The 13455-nt window shown below is 30.4% G+C and carries 14 protein-coding genes; 6 read left to right on the top strand and 8 right to left on the bottom strand.

Annotation, left to right across the window (positions count from 1 at the left end; all coding sequences use genetic code 11):
- Nucleotides 1-167: 167 nt before the first annotated feature.
- Together rpmA and rplU are read right to left on the bottom strand one after the other, a co-directional pair.
- The gene (rpmA, locus tag ACFQ5N_RS04970; protein ID WP_386808259.1) at nucleotides 168-428 is read right to left on the bottom strand and encodes a 50S ribosomal protein L27; all 261 of its coding nucleotides are present in this window, start codon (nucleotides 426-428) and stop codon (nucleotides 168-170) included.
- Nucleotides 429-470: 42 nt separating this feature from the next.
- The gene (gene rplU / locus ACFQ5N_RS04965; protein ID WP_386808258.1) at nucleotides 471-1085 is read right to left on the bottom strand and encodes a 50S ribosomal protein L21; all 615 of its coding nucleotides are present in this window, start codon (nucleotides 1083-1085) and stop codon (nucleotides 471-473) included.
- 304 nt (nucleotides 1086-1389) lie between these two features.
- Between rplU and ACFQ5N_RS04960 the strand changes: the two genes are divergently transcribed.
- Nucleotides 1390-2715 (top strand): M16 family metallopeptidase, encoded by a 1326-nt coding sequence (locus ACFQ5N_RS04960; RefSeq protein WP_386808256.1) that lies wholly within the window; start codon nucleotides 1390-1392, stop codon nucleotides 2713-2715.
- A gap of 7 nt (nucleotides 2716-2722) precedes the next feature.
- Nucleotides 2723-4777, top strand: coding sequence for a M16 family metallopeptidase (locus tag ACFQ5N_RS04955; RefSeq protein WP_386808255.1), 2055 nt, complete (start codon nucleotides 2723-2725; stop codon nucleotides 4775-4777).
- Between the two features lie 48 nt (nucleotides 4778-4825).
- Here ACFQ5N_RS04955 and ACFQ5N_RS04950 read toward each other — a convergent pair whose 3' ends face one another.
- The gene (locus ACFQ5N_RS04950; protein WP_386808253.1) at nucleotides 4826-5698 is read right to left on the bottom strand and encodes a DMT family transporter; all 873 of its coding nucleotides are present in this window, start codon (nucleotides 5696-5698) and stop codon (nucleotides 4826-4828) included.
- Nucleotides 5699-5897: 199 nt separating this feature from the next.
- On the opposite strand from ACFQ5N_RS04950, the gene ACFQ5N_RS04945 reads away from it, so the two are divergent.
- Complete coding sequence (locus tag ACFQ5N_RS04945; protein ID WP_386808251.1) at nucleotides 5898-6266, top strand: heavy-metal-associated domain-containing protein; 369 nt, start codon at nucleotides 5898-5900, stop codon at nucleotides 6264-6266.
- Nucleotides 6267-6339: 73 nt separating this feature from the next.
- On the top strand, nucleotides 6340-6687 hold the full coding sequence (locus tag ACFQ5N_RS04940; protein ID WP_386808249.1) for a hypothetical protein: 348 nt from the start codon (nucleotides 6340-6342) through the stop codon (nucleotides 6685-6687).
- Nucleotides 6688-6736: 49 nt separating this feature from the next.
- On the opposite strand, the gene ACFQ5N_RS04935 is transcribed toward ACFQ5N_RS04940, so the two are convergent.
- From ACFQ5N_RS04935 to mutY, 5 genes are read right to left on the bottom strand one after another with little or no spacing between them, the layout of a single operon-like run.
- Entirely contained in the window at nucleotides 6737-7792 is a 1056-nt protein-coding gene (locus ACFQ5N_RS04935) for a COX15/CtaA family protein (protein ID WP_386808247.1), read from the bottom strand.
- Nucleotides 7793-8344 carry a gliding motility lipoprotein GldD gene (gldD, locus tag ACFQ5N_RS04930; RefSeq protein ID WP_386808245.1) on the bottom strand — a complete coding sequence of 184 codons (552 nt, stop codon included), beginning with the start codon at nucleotides 8342-8344 and terminating at the stop codon, nucleotides 7793-7795.
- A 7-nt stretch (nucleotides 8345-8351) separates the two neighbouring features.
- Nucleotides 8352-9662 (bottom strand): gliding motility-associated protein GldE, encoded by a 1311-nt coding sequence (gene gldE / locus ACFQ5N_RS04925; RefSeq protein ID WP_386808243.1) that lies wholly within the window; start codon nucleotides 9660-9662, stop codon nucleotides 8352-8354.
- A gap of 21 nt (nucleotides 9663-9683) precedes the next feature.
- A complete protein-coding gene (locus tag ACFQ5N_RS04920; RefSeq protein WP_386808241.1) occupies nucleotides 9684-10106 on the bottom strand; it encodes a single-stranded DNA-binding protein in 423 nt (140 codons plus the stop codon).
- A 36-nt stretch (nucleotides 10107-10142) separates the two neighbouring features.
- Nucleotides 10143-11183: an A/G-specific adenine glycosylase gene (gene mutY / locus ACFQ5N_RS04915; protein ID WP_386808239.1), complete on the bottom strand. Its 1041-nt coding sequence runs from the start codon at nucleotides 11181-11183 to the stop codon at nucleotides 10143-10145.
- Nucleotides 11184-11315: 132 nt separating this feature from the next.
- Here mutY and ACFQ5N_RS04910 point away from each other — a divergent pair, with 132 nt between their 5' ends.
- Both ACFQ5N_RS04910 and ACFQ5N_RS04905 read left to right on the top strand, forming a co-directional pair.
- Nucleotides 11316-11606 (top strand): HU family DNA-binding protein, encoded by a 291-nt coding sequence (locus ACFQ5N_RS04910; protein WP_386808236.1) that lies wholly within the window; start codon nucleotides 11316-11318, stop codon nucleotides 11604-11606.
- Nucleotides 11607-11875: 269 nt separating this feature from the next.
- Nucleotides 11876-13426 (top strand): Rne/Rng family ribonuclease, encoded by a 1551-nt coding sequence (locus ACFQ5N_RS04905; protein ID WP_386808234.1) that lies wholly within the window; start codon nucleotides 11876-11878, stop codon nucleotides 13424-13426.
- Nucleotides 13427-13455: the final 29 nt, after the last annotated feature.

The following is a 13455-nucleotide window of genomic DNA, read 5'->3' as shown; positions in this document are numbered from 1 at the left end:
AAGATTTATTTTTTTATGAAATAATGCTATTAGTTTTAGGAATAAACTAACTATTAAAATAAGAATATTATAAATAAAGTACATAAATTCAAAGATACAAAATACGGGTAAAAAAAAGCTCCCAAACAAAAATGTTTGAGAGCTTTATATTTTAAAGAAATTGTTTCTTAAGCTTCAAAAGGCTCAATAGAAACATAAGATCTATTATCTCTTCTCTTTTGGAATTTTACCAAACCATCCACTTTTGCGTGTAAAGTATGATCTTTTCCCATGTATACGTTTTCACCTGGGTGATGTGTAGTACCTCTTTGACGGATGATAATGTTTCCTGCAATTGCAGCTTGTCCACCAAATATTTTTACTCCTAGACGTTTCGATTCTGATTCTCTACCATTCTTCGAACTACCTACTCCTTTTTTATGTGCCATGATATTATGGTTTTAAGTTATTATAGATTAAACAATGACGATTTATTTTTCTACGCCTCCGTCTAACTTATCTTGTAATTCTTTTAATTCATCCCACTTACCATCAACTGCTAATTGTGCTTGTTGTGGCCAAGTATCAGTTACGTGATTTCCACGAACTCCTGCAATAATCTCAGCAATTTTTGCTGGTTCAGATTTTGCTAAGTCAGCAAAAGAAACAACTCCTGCTGCAACTAAAGTTTCAGCAATTTTTGGTCCAATTCCTTCAATTTTCTTTAAATCATCTGCTTTAGGTGCTGCTTTTTTAGCTGAAGCCTTTTTTGGCGCTGCTTTTTTCTTAGCTCCACTTGCTGCGATTGATTCAATTTGGATTTCAGTTAAAGCTTGGCGGTGACCATTCTTTTTTCTGTATCCTTTTCTACGTTTCTTTTTGAAAACGATTACTTTATCACCTTGTAAGTGACCTAAGATTTTAGCCGTTACTTCGGCTCCTTCGATAGCTGGGGCGCCAACAGTTACAGTACCATCACTTTCTAAAAGAAGAACATTACTAAAAGAAACTTGCGCTCCTTCTTCTTCTTGTAAGCGGTGTACGTAAACCTTTTGGTCTTTCGCTACTTTAAATTGCTGCCCTGCTATTTCTACAATTGCATACATAAGTATTGTGTTTTATTCGCTTTATAATTAATTTACCTTTTAAATAAGGCGGGTGCAAATATAAAGCTTTTTTCTTACTGAACAAAACTATTTTAAAACAAAAAATACACTCATTTTCAGCTGATTAAAAGCTATTTACAAACCAAATTTTGCCAACACTTTATTTATAAATCAACTTAGCATTCCACACAAAAGCTAAATAATGTTATTTGGTTCTACAAAAAATTATTACTTTTCAAGAGTGTAACAATGTTAAAATAACGCGTCAAATACACAAATAACAATTATAAAACCATTTATGAAAATGAAAAAAATGTATTATCTAAGTTTCTTAGGTCTTCTATTTAGTGCTAGTTTATATGCGCAGCAAGTAGATTTCCAAGAATACGATTTAAGCAACGGAATGCATGTTGTATTGCATCAAGACAATTCGGCACCAATCGTAACAACATCAGTAATGTACCACGTTGGAGCCAAAGATGAAAACCCTGAAAGAACAGGATTTGCACACTTTTTTGAGCACCTTTTGTTTGAAGGCACAGAAAACATTGAAAGAGGAGAATGGTTTAAAATTGTTTCATCTAACGGTGGTACAAACAATGCAAACACAACGCAAGATAGAACTTACTACTACGAGGTTTTTCCTTCAAATAATTTAGAGTTAGGATTATGGATGGAATCTGAACGTTTACTGCACCCTGTAATTAATCAAATTGGTGTTGACACGCAAAATGAAGTAGTAAAAGAAGAAAAAAGATTACGTTATGACAATTCTCCTTACGGGCAATGGACGGGTGAAGTTTTTAAAAATTTATTTAAAGAACACCCATACAGATGGACAACTATTGGTTCTTTAGACCATTTAGATGCTGCTTCATTAGAAGAGTTTCAAGCATTTAACAAAAAGTTTTATGTACCAAACAATGCTGTATTAGTAGTTGCTGGAGATATTGAAATTGAAAAAACAAAAGAATTAATTGAAGCATACTTTGGAAGTATTCCTAGAGGTGAAGACATTGTTCGTGAAGCTATTGTTGAAAAGCCAATCACTTCAGAAATTGAAGTTACTTTTGAAGATCCAAATATTCAAATTCCTGCTGTATTTACAGTGTACAGAACACCTGCAATGACCACTAGAGATACTAGAGTTTTAGATATGATTTCATCTATTTTAAGTGATGGAAAAAGTTCAAGACTGTATAAAAAACTAGTTGATGATGAGAAAAAAGCAATGCAAGTTGCTGCTTTTAATTATTCATTAGAAGATTATGGTGCGTATATTGTTTTAGCACTACCTTTAGGTGACAATACTTTAGATGACTTGGTTGATGAAATGAATGAAGAAATTGTAAAACTTCAAACTGAGTTAATTTCAGAAAAAGAACTTCAAAAACTTAGAAACAAGTTTGAAAACCAATTTGTAAATGCAAATGCAAGCGTTGAAGGAATTGCCAATTCTTTAGCTAGATATTATATGCTTTATGATGATATTAACTTGATTAATACTGAAATTGAAATATATGAATCAATTACAAAAGAAGAAATTAGAGACGTTGCAAAAAAATATCTAAATACAAATCAACGATTGGTATTAGATTATTTACCTAAACTAGAAAAAGAACAAAACTAAAAATAATATGAAAACAAAATTTATATATATCATAGCGCTATTTTTTCTGGCAACTTCAGTTTCAGCACAAATAGACAGATCTGTTCAACCAAAACCAGGACCTGCTCCTAAAGTAAATTTAGGAAAACCACAAACCTTTGAACTAAAAAACGGTTTAAAAGTATTGGTTGTTGAAAATCATAAATTACCACGCGTATCCGCAACTTTAACTATTGACAATGCACCAATTTTTGAAGGAGAAAAAGCAGGTGTTTCAAGCTTAACAGCAAGTCTTTTAGGCTCAGGATCTAAAAACATTGCTAAAGATGATTTTAATGAAGAAGTTGATTATTTAGGTGCCAGAATTTCTTTTGGAAGCCAAAGTGCCCGAATGAGTTCATTATCAAAATACTTCCCTAGAGTTTTAGAATTAATGGCTGATGCTGCGCAACACCCAATTTTTTCGCAAGAAGATTTTGACAAAGAAGTTAACATTTTAAAAGACGGAATTAAATCTGGAGAAAAAAGTGTTGCATCTATTTCAAGTAGAATTCAAAATTTATTGGCTTACGGAAAAAATCACCCTTACGGAGAATATACAAGTATTGCAACAGTTGAAAACGTAACTTTAGCTGACGTTGAAAACTTTTACAATACCTATTTTAAACCAAACAATGCCTATTTAATTGTTGTTGGAGATGTAAACTTTAAAGAGGTTAAAAAATTAATAACCAAAAATTTTAGTAAATGGGAAAAAGGAACATTGCCATCTTATGAAATTCCGGCAGTTTCAAATGTTGCTGCTACTGAAATTGATTTTGTAAATATGCCAAACGCAGTACAATCAGACGTTACTGTTTTAAGCACTGTTGAATTTAAAATGACCGACCCAGATTATTATGCTGTGCTATTAGCCAATCAAATTTTTGGAGGTGACTTCAACAGCTATTTAAATATGAATTTAAGAGAAGCACACGGGTACACTTATGGCGCAAGATCAGGTATTAGAACTGATAAAAACACAGCAGCTCTTTTTTCTGCAGGAGCACAAGTTAGGAATGCAGTTACAGATAGTACTGTAGTTGAAACTATGAAAGAACTAACTAAAATTAGATCTACAAAAGTAACTGCTGAAGAATTAGCAATTGTAAAAGCAACCTATGTTGGAAGCTTTGTAAGAAATGTTGAAAAACCAGAAACAATTGCAAGATATTCTCTAAATGTTGAAACCAATAATTTACCAGAAAACTTTTATGAAACATATTTAGATAAAATTAATGCTGTAACGGTTGAAGATATTCAGCGTGTGGCTCAAAAATATTTTAGCGCAGATAATGCACGTATTGTAATTGTTGGAAAAGCGTTAGATGTTTTACCTAATTTAGAAAAAACTGGATATACAATCAATTATTTTGACAAAGAAGGAAATCCAACTTCTAAACCAGAACTAACAAAACCAATTCCAGCAGGAGTTACAAAAGCTACTGTAATTGATAATTATTTCAACGCAATTGGCGGAGCAGATAAAATTAAAGCTATAGAAAGTACTTTAGTTTCTTATGAAGCTTCAGCAATGGGAAGCACTATTTTATCAACTGAAAAAAGAACCGCTTCAAAATATGCAAATGAAATGAGTATGGGTGGAAATGTTTTGGCTAAAATTATTATGACCAAAGATGCTGTTACTATGAACAAACAACCTTTACCAGCAGCAATGGCAAACGAAATGAACTACACTTTAGGAACTTTCACTGAAATGGGCGTACTTACAAATGAAAACTCAATTCTTACTGGAATTGAAAATGTTGACGGTAAAGATATGTATGTAATTGCAACCAAAGGTGAAATAATATCTTCAACTATTTTCTTTGATGTAGAAACAGGTTTAAAAGTTAAAGAAACCCAAGTAACAGCAATGCAAGGACAAACACAAACTCAAGAGTCTAATTATAGCGACTACAAAGAGTTTAATGGTGTATTATTTCCAACAACTAAATCAGGTAATTTAGGTCCGCAAGTAGTGACTTTTAAATTAATTGATGCTAAAGTAAATGAAGGTGTTACAGCAAGTGATTTTGAATAATATTTTTTCAACATAAATACAAAACGACTCAAGAAATTGGGTCGTTTTTTATTTGGCTTTATTTACAATATAAACACCCAACAATATTATAAATGCAGCAACAAACTGTATAAATGATATAGTTTCACCATCTAAAATACCCCAAGTAATAGCAACTATTGGAATGATATATGTAACTGATGAAGAAAATATTGCTGATGATATTTGAATTAATCTATTGAACATTAACTTTGCCAAACCAGTACCTAAAACAGCCAATATTGTTAAGTAAAAAAGTCCTTTTAAACTACTTTCATTCAATTCAAATGTGGTAAAAAAACCTGTAAAAGCTAATAAAAGAATACTTGGAACTATTAAAATTACAAAATTAGCTACGGTAATACTAAGCGCATCCAAATCATACAAATACTTTTTCAAAATATTAATATTTAACGCATAGCAAATAGAAGCAACCAAAATAAAACTAGAGTAAAAATAATTTTGGTTTGGGTTTAATTCAGCACCTTTTAAAATAAGTATCAACGTACCAACCAACCCAATTAACACCCCCAAAAGCTGTTTTCTTCTAAAAGCAAATCCAAACACTAAAGAACCAAAAATTAATGTATTTAAAGGAGTTAATGAATTTAAAATAGATACCACAGCACTATCCATTTTTTCAACAGTATATGACATTAAAAATGCCGGAAAAAAGGAACCTATAAAACCATTTAAAGTTAAATAGTACCAATGCTTTTGTTGAATTTTAAAAAGTCGCCTAAAGCCAATAATCAATAAAAAAATTGCGGTAATTAAAACCCTTAAAGCTCCAACTTGCATTGCCGTTAAACCAACCAAAGCATATTTCATTAAAATAAATGAACTTCCCCAAATTAATGAAAGTAAACCCAAATAAACCCAACGTAGCTGTTTGTGTTGCATATTTTAAATAAAATGCAAAAGTCGCATAAAATTTTAGATATACTTAATTAGTTTAAAAATTAATTCTACATTCAAACTATATTAAAACCCAACTCTATTCCATTGAAAATTCTATTCAAATTAAAAAATGTAACAAATAAGTCATTCAATAAAAATAATAGTTGCTAAATTCGCTTACAAAACATAACTACAAATCATTATGAAAAAAATTATAACACTTTTATTTGCTGTCTTCATTTTTGTTTCATGCCAAGAAACTAAAAAAGAAACTCCTGTAGAAAAACAAGAAGTTAACACCGAACAAGTTACTGCAGATTATAAAAGTATTGAAGTAGAAATAGAAGGTATGACTTGTGAAATTGGATGCGCAAGAACAATTCAATCAAAACTATCAAAATTTGACGGCGTTACCTATGCAAAAGTAGACTTTGAATCTAAAAAAGGGCAATTCACCTATGACGCGAATAAAGTTAGCAAAAGTGATATTATCAAAAAAATTGATGGAATTGCCGGCGGCGATGTTTATTCTGTAACAAAAACAAACGATTTACCAAAAATTATTAATTAAATTTATTTATTTAATTTTATTCTTAACAAAAGTTATCGTTTCTTTGTGTTTAATTAAAATCAATCTACAAAAAATGAAAACAATTAAATTTTTTATCGCAATCGCATTGGTAAGTGTTATTGCTGTTTCTTGTAAAGAAACAAAAAAGGAAGACGTAATGGATGCAGTAAAAACTGAAGTTGAAGCTGCAAAAGAAGGTGTTGAAGCTGCTGCTGGTGACGCAACTGACGCTGTAACTGAAGCTGCTGGTGAGGCAACTGACGCTGTAACTGAGGCTGCTGGTGAAGCAACTGATGCTGTAACTGAAGCTGCTAGTGATGCAACTGACGCTGTAACTGAAGCTGCAGATAGCATTGTAAAAACTGTTAAAACCGAAACAAAAAAAGGTACTGATGCAGTAAAAGACTTGACAAAACAATAATCTTCAAGTAATATATTAAAAACTCCGATGAAAAATCATCGGAGTTTTTTTATGCCTTTTTTCGAAGTTTATAATTTAAAAACAGTAAGCTTATAAAAAATAACAAACCTACCAATTGGTGACTTACACCATAAAACAAAGGTATTTTTCCTTCCACATTCAAAACAGTTAGAACACCTAACAACACCTGTAACAACATTAATACTAATGTTAAACTCAACCATCTTTTTGAAAATAAATCAACCTTATTTTTCAATTTCACAAACATAAACAACACCAATACCAACAACAAATAAGCCAACATTCTATGCGTAAACTGAATTAATGCTGGTGCAAATAAATACGAGTCATAATTGATCATATTTCCCCAATTCCAATGAGAACTATCTTGTAAAACACCAGGCACAAATTCACCATTCATACTTGGCCAAGAAGGATAATACAAACCTGCTTTCATTCCTGCCATTAAACCAGCAAATATCATTTGAACTAAGGTTACACCAATAATAACTGGCACTATTTTTTTTGAAGCTATTTTTTTTGAAGTTCCAAAATTATACGCATCAGCCACAGTTTTTGTCATTGCCCAAATCACTAAAATGGCAAGCATAAAATGAATGGTTAATTTATATGCATTTACCCAAGGCCTGTTTACCAAACCACTTTGCACCATTATCCAACCAGCAGAAGCGGTTAACACAGTTAAAAACACCACCAAAGCCAATTGTTTTATCAAATAAAAATTGATGCTTTTTTTTATAACAAAAAACACAAAAGGAATTAAAAATATAAAGCCTAAAGTACGCACCCAAAGTCTGTGAAAATATTCCCAGAAATAGATAAATTTAAAATCGTGTAATGATATGGTAGAATTAATTTTATGAAATTGAGGTGTTTCTTTATACAAATCAAAAGCAGCGATCCACTCTTGTGCATTTAATGGCGGAATTACACCAGTTACAATATCCCAACGAGTAATTGAAAGCCCTGATCCTGTTAAACGTGTAATACCTCCTAAAACAACTTGACCAATTAACATTACTAAACCTGTTAAAAGCCAAAATCGTATGGTTTTATTGTATTTAAATTTAAGTGCAGTTTTCATTTATTTCCAAGCTAAAGTTTCCACTAATTTCACCATGTCTTTTTCAATATACTTAATAGCTGGTACTATTGAATCGTAATTTGGCTTTGCATAAAAATACAAGGCTCCTGAAAGTACATGATTTAAACTATCTGTAGCTCTAAATTGAACATTTGTAGCTACGTTTCCTTCAATATTATACAACTTTGCATATACTTTTTTATCAACATCATCATAAGGAATATCACTAATAACATCTGCTTTTATAGTATGTTCAAATGTTAATTTTTCAACTTCCTTTAAAATAGCATTTAAATTACCATCAACTTCTCTATACGTAATATGTATGGTAGCCTTTAAATTAGGGTATTCAATTTTTGCCCAACAATTATTTTTAATAGCAACATTAGCATAAGTTGATGCTTCAAAAGTATAAGGACAATTAGAGCTTATCTTTTGATATTTTGCTGAAGGATATTGCAATTTTAAATACGATTTAGGTTTTGGAAGCGTTTCTTCTCCACAAGAAAAACACAGTATAGCAATAATAAAAATAAGTGTGATTTTTTTCATAGCAGCATTAATTAGGAAGCGTCACTTTTATTTTTTTTATTCTTTTTTTCTCCATTGCTTCAATTTTAAACGCGTAATTTTTAAATGGAATTACTTGATTTTTTTTAGGAAATTTTCCATAAATCTCTAAAACAAACCCTGCAACGGTCTCAGACTCACCTTTATTATCATCAAACAACTCTGTATCGTCTAAATCTAAAATTTTATAAAAATCTTTTAAATTGGTTTTTCCTTCAAATAAATAATTATGAGCATCAATTTTTGTGTAAAACAAATCATCATCGTCAAACTCATCACTAATATCACCAACAATTTCTTCAATAACATCTTCTAAAGTTACAATTCCGTTGGTACCACCATATTCATCAACAACAACTGCCAAATGATTTTTCATTTCCTGAAACTCCTTTAACAAATCATCTAGTTTTTTATTTTCAGGTACAAAATAAGGTTCTCTTATTATTTTTTGCCACTCAAAAGATTTCTTATTTAAATGAGGCAACAAATCCTTGGCGTATAAAACACCAACAATCTCGTCAATATTTTCTTTATAAACCGGGTTTCTTGAAAATCCGTTTTTAACAATTTTTGAAATTACATCTTCATACGATTCTTCATTTGAAAGTGCAAAAATGTCTATTCTTGGAGTCATAATTTGACTTGTTTCGGTATTTCCAAAACTAACAATACCTTCTAATATTTTTTGCTCTTCTTTTGTGGTAGCCTCATTAGATGTTAATTCTAATGCTTGCGATAATTTTTCTACAGAAAGGTTTGATTGTTTTTTGGCCAATTTATTCTCAATTACATTGGTTAAATTCATTAAAGGCAAACTTAAAACCGACAAAAGAGAGTTTAAAATTTTAAGCGGAATTGCCATAAATGCCGCAAATTTTAAAGCGTTTCTTGATGCATAAACTTTTGGTAAAACCTCACCAAACAACAAAATTAGAAATGTTACTAAAACTACTTCAATTAAAAATTTTAAAACTTCAGAAGTAATTCTATCAAAAATAGCTTCACCAATAAAAGCAAAAATTAGTACTATTAAAATATTAATAAAGTTGTTAGAAATTAAAATTGTAGCTAACAATTTTTGTGGATTTTCTAATAAAGAAACCACTGTTTTTTGCTGTGATGATTTAGACTCTTCAGCAACATCTAATTCAACTTTTGATAATGAGAAAAAAGCAACTTCAGCACCTGAAATAAGAGCCGACAATAGCAATAGTAAAAATAAAATTCCTACACTTAAAAACAGCCAAATATTAATTGCTTTGGCTAAAAATATAAATAAAAACGTGGGTTCAGGATCCAATTACTTCTAATTTAATTAAACTTAAAATGGTAAATCATTCTCTTCAACTTTTGGAATTGAAGTTTTGGTAGGCTCAGGAGTTGTAGGTTTTGGCGCATTTAAATCTTTTTTAGTAGTTAAAAACGTCATTTCTGTTACTTGAATTTCAGAAGTATATCTTTTAGAGCCATCGTCTCCATCCCATTGGCGTGTTTTAATACGGCCTTCGCAATAAATTTTATCTCCTTTACTCAAATATTTCTCACAAATTTCAGCTAATTTATTTCTTACAACCAAGTTATGCCACTCTGTTGTAGTTACTTTTTCTCCTGTTTGTTTATTGGTATATGTTTCATTTGTTGCCAATGGAAAACGCCCAATAGCATTTCCACCCTCAAAATAATGCATTTTAACTTCATCACCTAAGTGCCCAATAAGAATAACTTTATTAACTGTACCTGCCATTTTTCAATAGATTTATAATCAAAAGTACTAAAAAAATTAGTTGCTTCTATATTGCTTTAAAAAATTATTAACCAAGGTAGAAACAGGAAAATCTTGAACCGAATTCCAATCAATATTAAATTGATTAGAATTTTCAGTTTTTACAATCCAAAAATTGGTGTAAATATGCTGATGTGATAACTTATGCACCATAACCTTTGTATTAAACAACTGTACCGAAACATTTAAAGAATGAAATAACTTTTTAAAATTTTGGTGCGCAACCAATTCAGTTTCATCAATTATAGAAGAGGTTTCAATTAATGGAAATTCATATAAATTTAACCAAATGCCTTTTTCACGTTTTACCAGTTTTGTTGTATCATTTGCGGTATGAACAACCAAATAATTAAAATACCTATTTCTAATTTTTATTTTTTTCTCTTTAAAAGGTAATTCTTTCACCTTATTAGTAGCAAGAGAAGCGCAACTTGAATTCAACGGACATATTTCACAATCAGGATTTTGAGGTTTACACATACGCGCACCAAATTCCATAACCGCTTGGTTATGCGTTCCTGGTATTTTAACATCAATTAATTCTTGGGCTAATTGTTTAAACTGTTTAATACCTTTGGTACTATTAATTGCACTCTCTATTCCAAAATAACGAGCCAACACTCTATAAACATTTCCATCAACAACGGCTGTTGGTTCATTAAAACAAATTGAAGCAACTGCAGAAGCTGTGTAATCACCAACTCCTTTTAATTTAAGTATACTATTATATGTAGTAGGAAATTTACCTTCTAAGGTTGTTACAATATATTTTGCTGAAAAATGAAGATTTCTAGCTCTTGAGTAATAACCCAATCCTTGCCAAAGTTTTAATACCTGTTCTTCACTAGCCGAAGCCAACTCAAAAACAGTAGGAAAATGTTCAACAAACTTAAAATAATACGCCATTCCTTGATCAACTCGGGTTTGTTGTAAAATAATTTCAGAGAGCCATATGTAATAAGGATTGCTAGTTTGCCTCCAAGGCAAATCTCTCTTATTTTGTAAATACCACTGTACTAATGTGTTAGAAAATTTCATTACTGTTTCATTAAAATGCAATGATACATTATTTAAACGATTAAATTTTAGTTAATTAACGTTTTGAAATTGATTATTATATACTATATTTGCCGTCTTAAAAATATTATAACAACAATAACACGAATAGAAATGACGAAGGCAGAAATCGTATCAAGTATTTCAGATAAATCTGGGATTGAAAAAGCAGATGTTTTAGCAACTGTTGAAGCTTTTATGGAAGAAGTGAAAACATCACTTGAACAAGGTGATAATGTATACTTAAGAGGTTTTGGAAGTTTTATTATAAAAACAAGAGCGGAAAAAACAGGAAGAAACATTTCAAAAAATACAACAATTAAAATTCCTGCACACAATATTCCTTCATTTAAACCTGCAAAAGTATTTGTAGAAGGAGTAAAAACAAAAGTGTCAGTAAAATAATTAGGTTCAAAAGAATTATTAACAAAAACAACATTTTATTATGCCAAGCGGTAAAAAAAGAAAAAGAGCTAAAATCTCTACTCACAAACGTAAAAAAAGAGCAAGAGCAAATAGACACAAAAAGAAAAAGTAAGCTTAGCTTACTTTTTCTTTAACTTTTAATTAAGTTCATTGAAATAGATATTTGCATACTGCAAATATTGTTGGGTAAATCCTGTAAATTTATTAATAGTTCAAGTAATTTTTACTTGAACATAAAACAATACAGAGTGAAAACAGAATTAATTATAAGATCGAACTCCTCTGGTATTGATTTTGCCTTATTAAAAGACGGTAAACTAACAGCACTTAATAATGAATCAAACGGAAACAAGTTTTCTGTGGGAGATGTTTTTCTTGCAAAAATAGGAAAAGTACTTTCAGGCTTAAATGCCTCATTTGTAAACGTAGGCTATCCTAAAGATGGTTTTTTACATTATCATGATTTAGGAGCACAGTTAAACTCTTTAAATAATTTTATTAAAGGAATAAGTACAGGTAAAATTAAAGATTACACTTTAAAAAATTTTAAACTTGAAAATGACATTGACAAAAACGGAAGTATTGTTGATGTTTTAAAAACAGGTCAAAATTCGTTAGTACAAATTGTAAAAGAACCAATATCTACCAAAGGACCTCGTATGAGTTCTGAAATTTCAATTGCAGGTAGATATTTAGTTTTAGTTCCATTTTCAAATAGAGTATCCGTTTCTCAAAAAATTAACGACTCAAACGAAAAAGAACGTTTAAAAAGACTCGTAAAAAGTATTAAACCTAAAGGTTTTGGAGTTATTATTAGAACTGTTGCCGAAGGTAAAAAAGTAGCAGAACTTGATAAAGATTTACAAAACTCTTTAGAAAGATGGGTGTTAATGTGTAAAAAGATAAAAGATCTTAAAACACAAAAAACACCAATAAAAGTATTAAGTGAATTAAACAGAGCCTCTTCAATTTTAAGAGATTTGTTTAATGATTCTTTTACAAGTATTGTTACAAACGACGAAATACTGTTTTTAGAAATTAAAGAGTATTTACAAGAAATTGCACCAGACAAAGAGTCTATTGTAAAATTATACAAATCTAAAGTTCCTATGTTCGAAAAATTTGGAATTGAACGCCAATTAAAAACATCATTTGGCCGCACAGTTTCAATGAGTAAAGGCGCTTATTTGGTAATTGAGCATACAGAAGCACTGCATGTAATTGATGTAAATAGTGGTAACCGTTCAAATAAGGCATCGTCTCAAGCCGATACTGCCCTAGAGGTTAATTTAATTGCGGCAACAGAAATAGCCAGACAATTACAACTACGTGATATGGGAGGTATTATTGTTGTAGATTTTATTGATATGCACACAGCAGAACATAGACAAAAACTCTATGATCATATGAAAGCTGAAATGGCATATGATAGAACAAAACATAAAATACTGCCACCAAGCAAATTTGGTCTTGTACAAATTACAAGACAACGCGTAAGACCTGAATTAGTTATAAAAACACAAGAACCTAATCCAAGTGGAGCAGGTGAAGTAGAAGCTCCAATTGTTTTAATTGACAAAATTGAAGCTGAATTAGACAAACTTATTATTTTAAAAGAGCATAAAAAGATTGTTTTAAATACACATCCTTTTATTGCTGCTTATTTAAAAAAAGGTATTCCATCTATTCAACAAAGATGGTTTGCTAAATACAAAAAGTGGATTAAAATTTTACCAAGAGATGCTTATCAATATTTAAGATTTGACTTTACCGATAAAAACGGAAAGTTACTTAAATAGGCATTACACAATATCATAAAAAGTCCTGC

Source organism: Lutibacter holmesii (assembly GCF_042679665.1).
GTDB classification, from domain to species: domain Bacteria; phylum Bacteroidota; class Bacteroidia; order Flavobacteriales; family Flavobacteriaceae; genus Lutibacter; species Lutibacter holmesii.
The sequence above is the reverse complement of the archived record's forward strand: the minus strand, read 5'-3'. Positions and strand labels throughout refer to the sequence as shown.

What these genes read in the sequence shown, in the direction of transcription:
- rpmA (WP_386808259.1), bottom strand. Translation starts at nt 428, where the DNA reads ATGGCACATAAAAAAGGAGTAGGTAGTTCGAAGAATGGTAGAGAATCA.
- rplU (WP_386808258.1), bottom strand. Translation starts at nt 1,085, where the DNA reads ATGTATGCAATTGTAGAAATAGCAGGGCAGCAATTTAAAGTAGCGAAA.
- ACFQ5N_RS04960 (WP_386808256.1), top strand. Translation starts at nt 1,390, where the DNA reads ATGAAAAAAATGTATTATCTAAGTTTCTTAGGTCTTCTATTTAGTGCT.
- ACFQ5N_RS04955 (WP_386808255.1), top strand. Translation starts at nt 2,723, where the DNA reads ATGAAAACAAAATTTATATATATCATAGCGCTATTTTTTCTGGCAACT.
- ACFQ5N_RS04950 (WP_386808253.1), bottom strand. Translation starts at nt 5,698, where the DNA reads ATGCAACACAAACAGCTACGTTGGGTTTATTTGGGTTTACTTTCATTA.
- ACFQ5N_RS04945 (WP_386808251.1), top strand. Translation starts at nt 5,898, where the DNA reads ATGAAAAAAATTATAACACTTTTATTTGCTGTCTTCATTTTTGTTTCA.
- ACFQ5N_RS04940 (WP_386808249.1), top strand. Translation starts at nt 6,340, where the DNA reads ATGAAAACAATTAAATTTTTTATCGCAATCGCATTGGTAAGTGTTATT.
- ACFQ5N_RS04935 (WP_386808247.1), bottom strand. Translation starts at nt 7,792, where the DNA reads ATGAAAACTGCACTTAAATTTAAATACAATAAAACCATACGATTTTGG.
- gldD (WP_386808245.1), bottom strand. Translation starts at nt 8,344, where the DNA reads ATGAAAAAAATCACACTTATTTTTATTATTGCTATACTGTGTTTTTCT.
- ACFQ5N_RS04920 (WP_386808241.1), bottom strand. Translation starts at nt 10,106, where the DNA reads ATGGCAGGTACAGTTAATAAAGTTATTCTTATTGGGCACTTAGGTGAT.
- mutY (WP_386808239.1), bottom strand. Translation starts at nt 11,183, where the DNA reads ATGAAATTTTCTAACACATTAGTACAGTGGTATTTACAAAATAAGAGA.
- ACFQ5N_RS04910 (WP_386808236.1), top strand. Translation starts at nt 11,316, where the DNA reads ATGACGAAGGCAGAAATCGTATCAAGTATTTCAGATAAATCTGGGATT.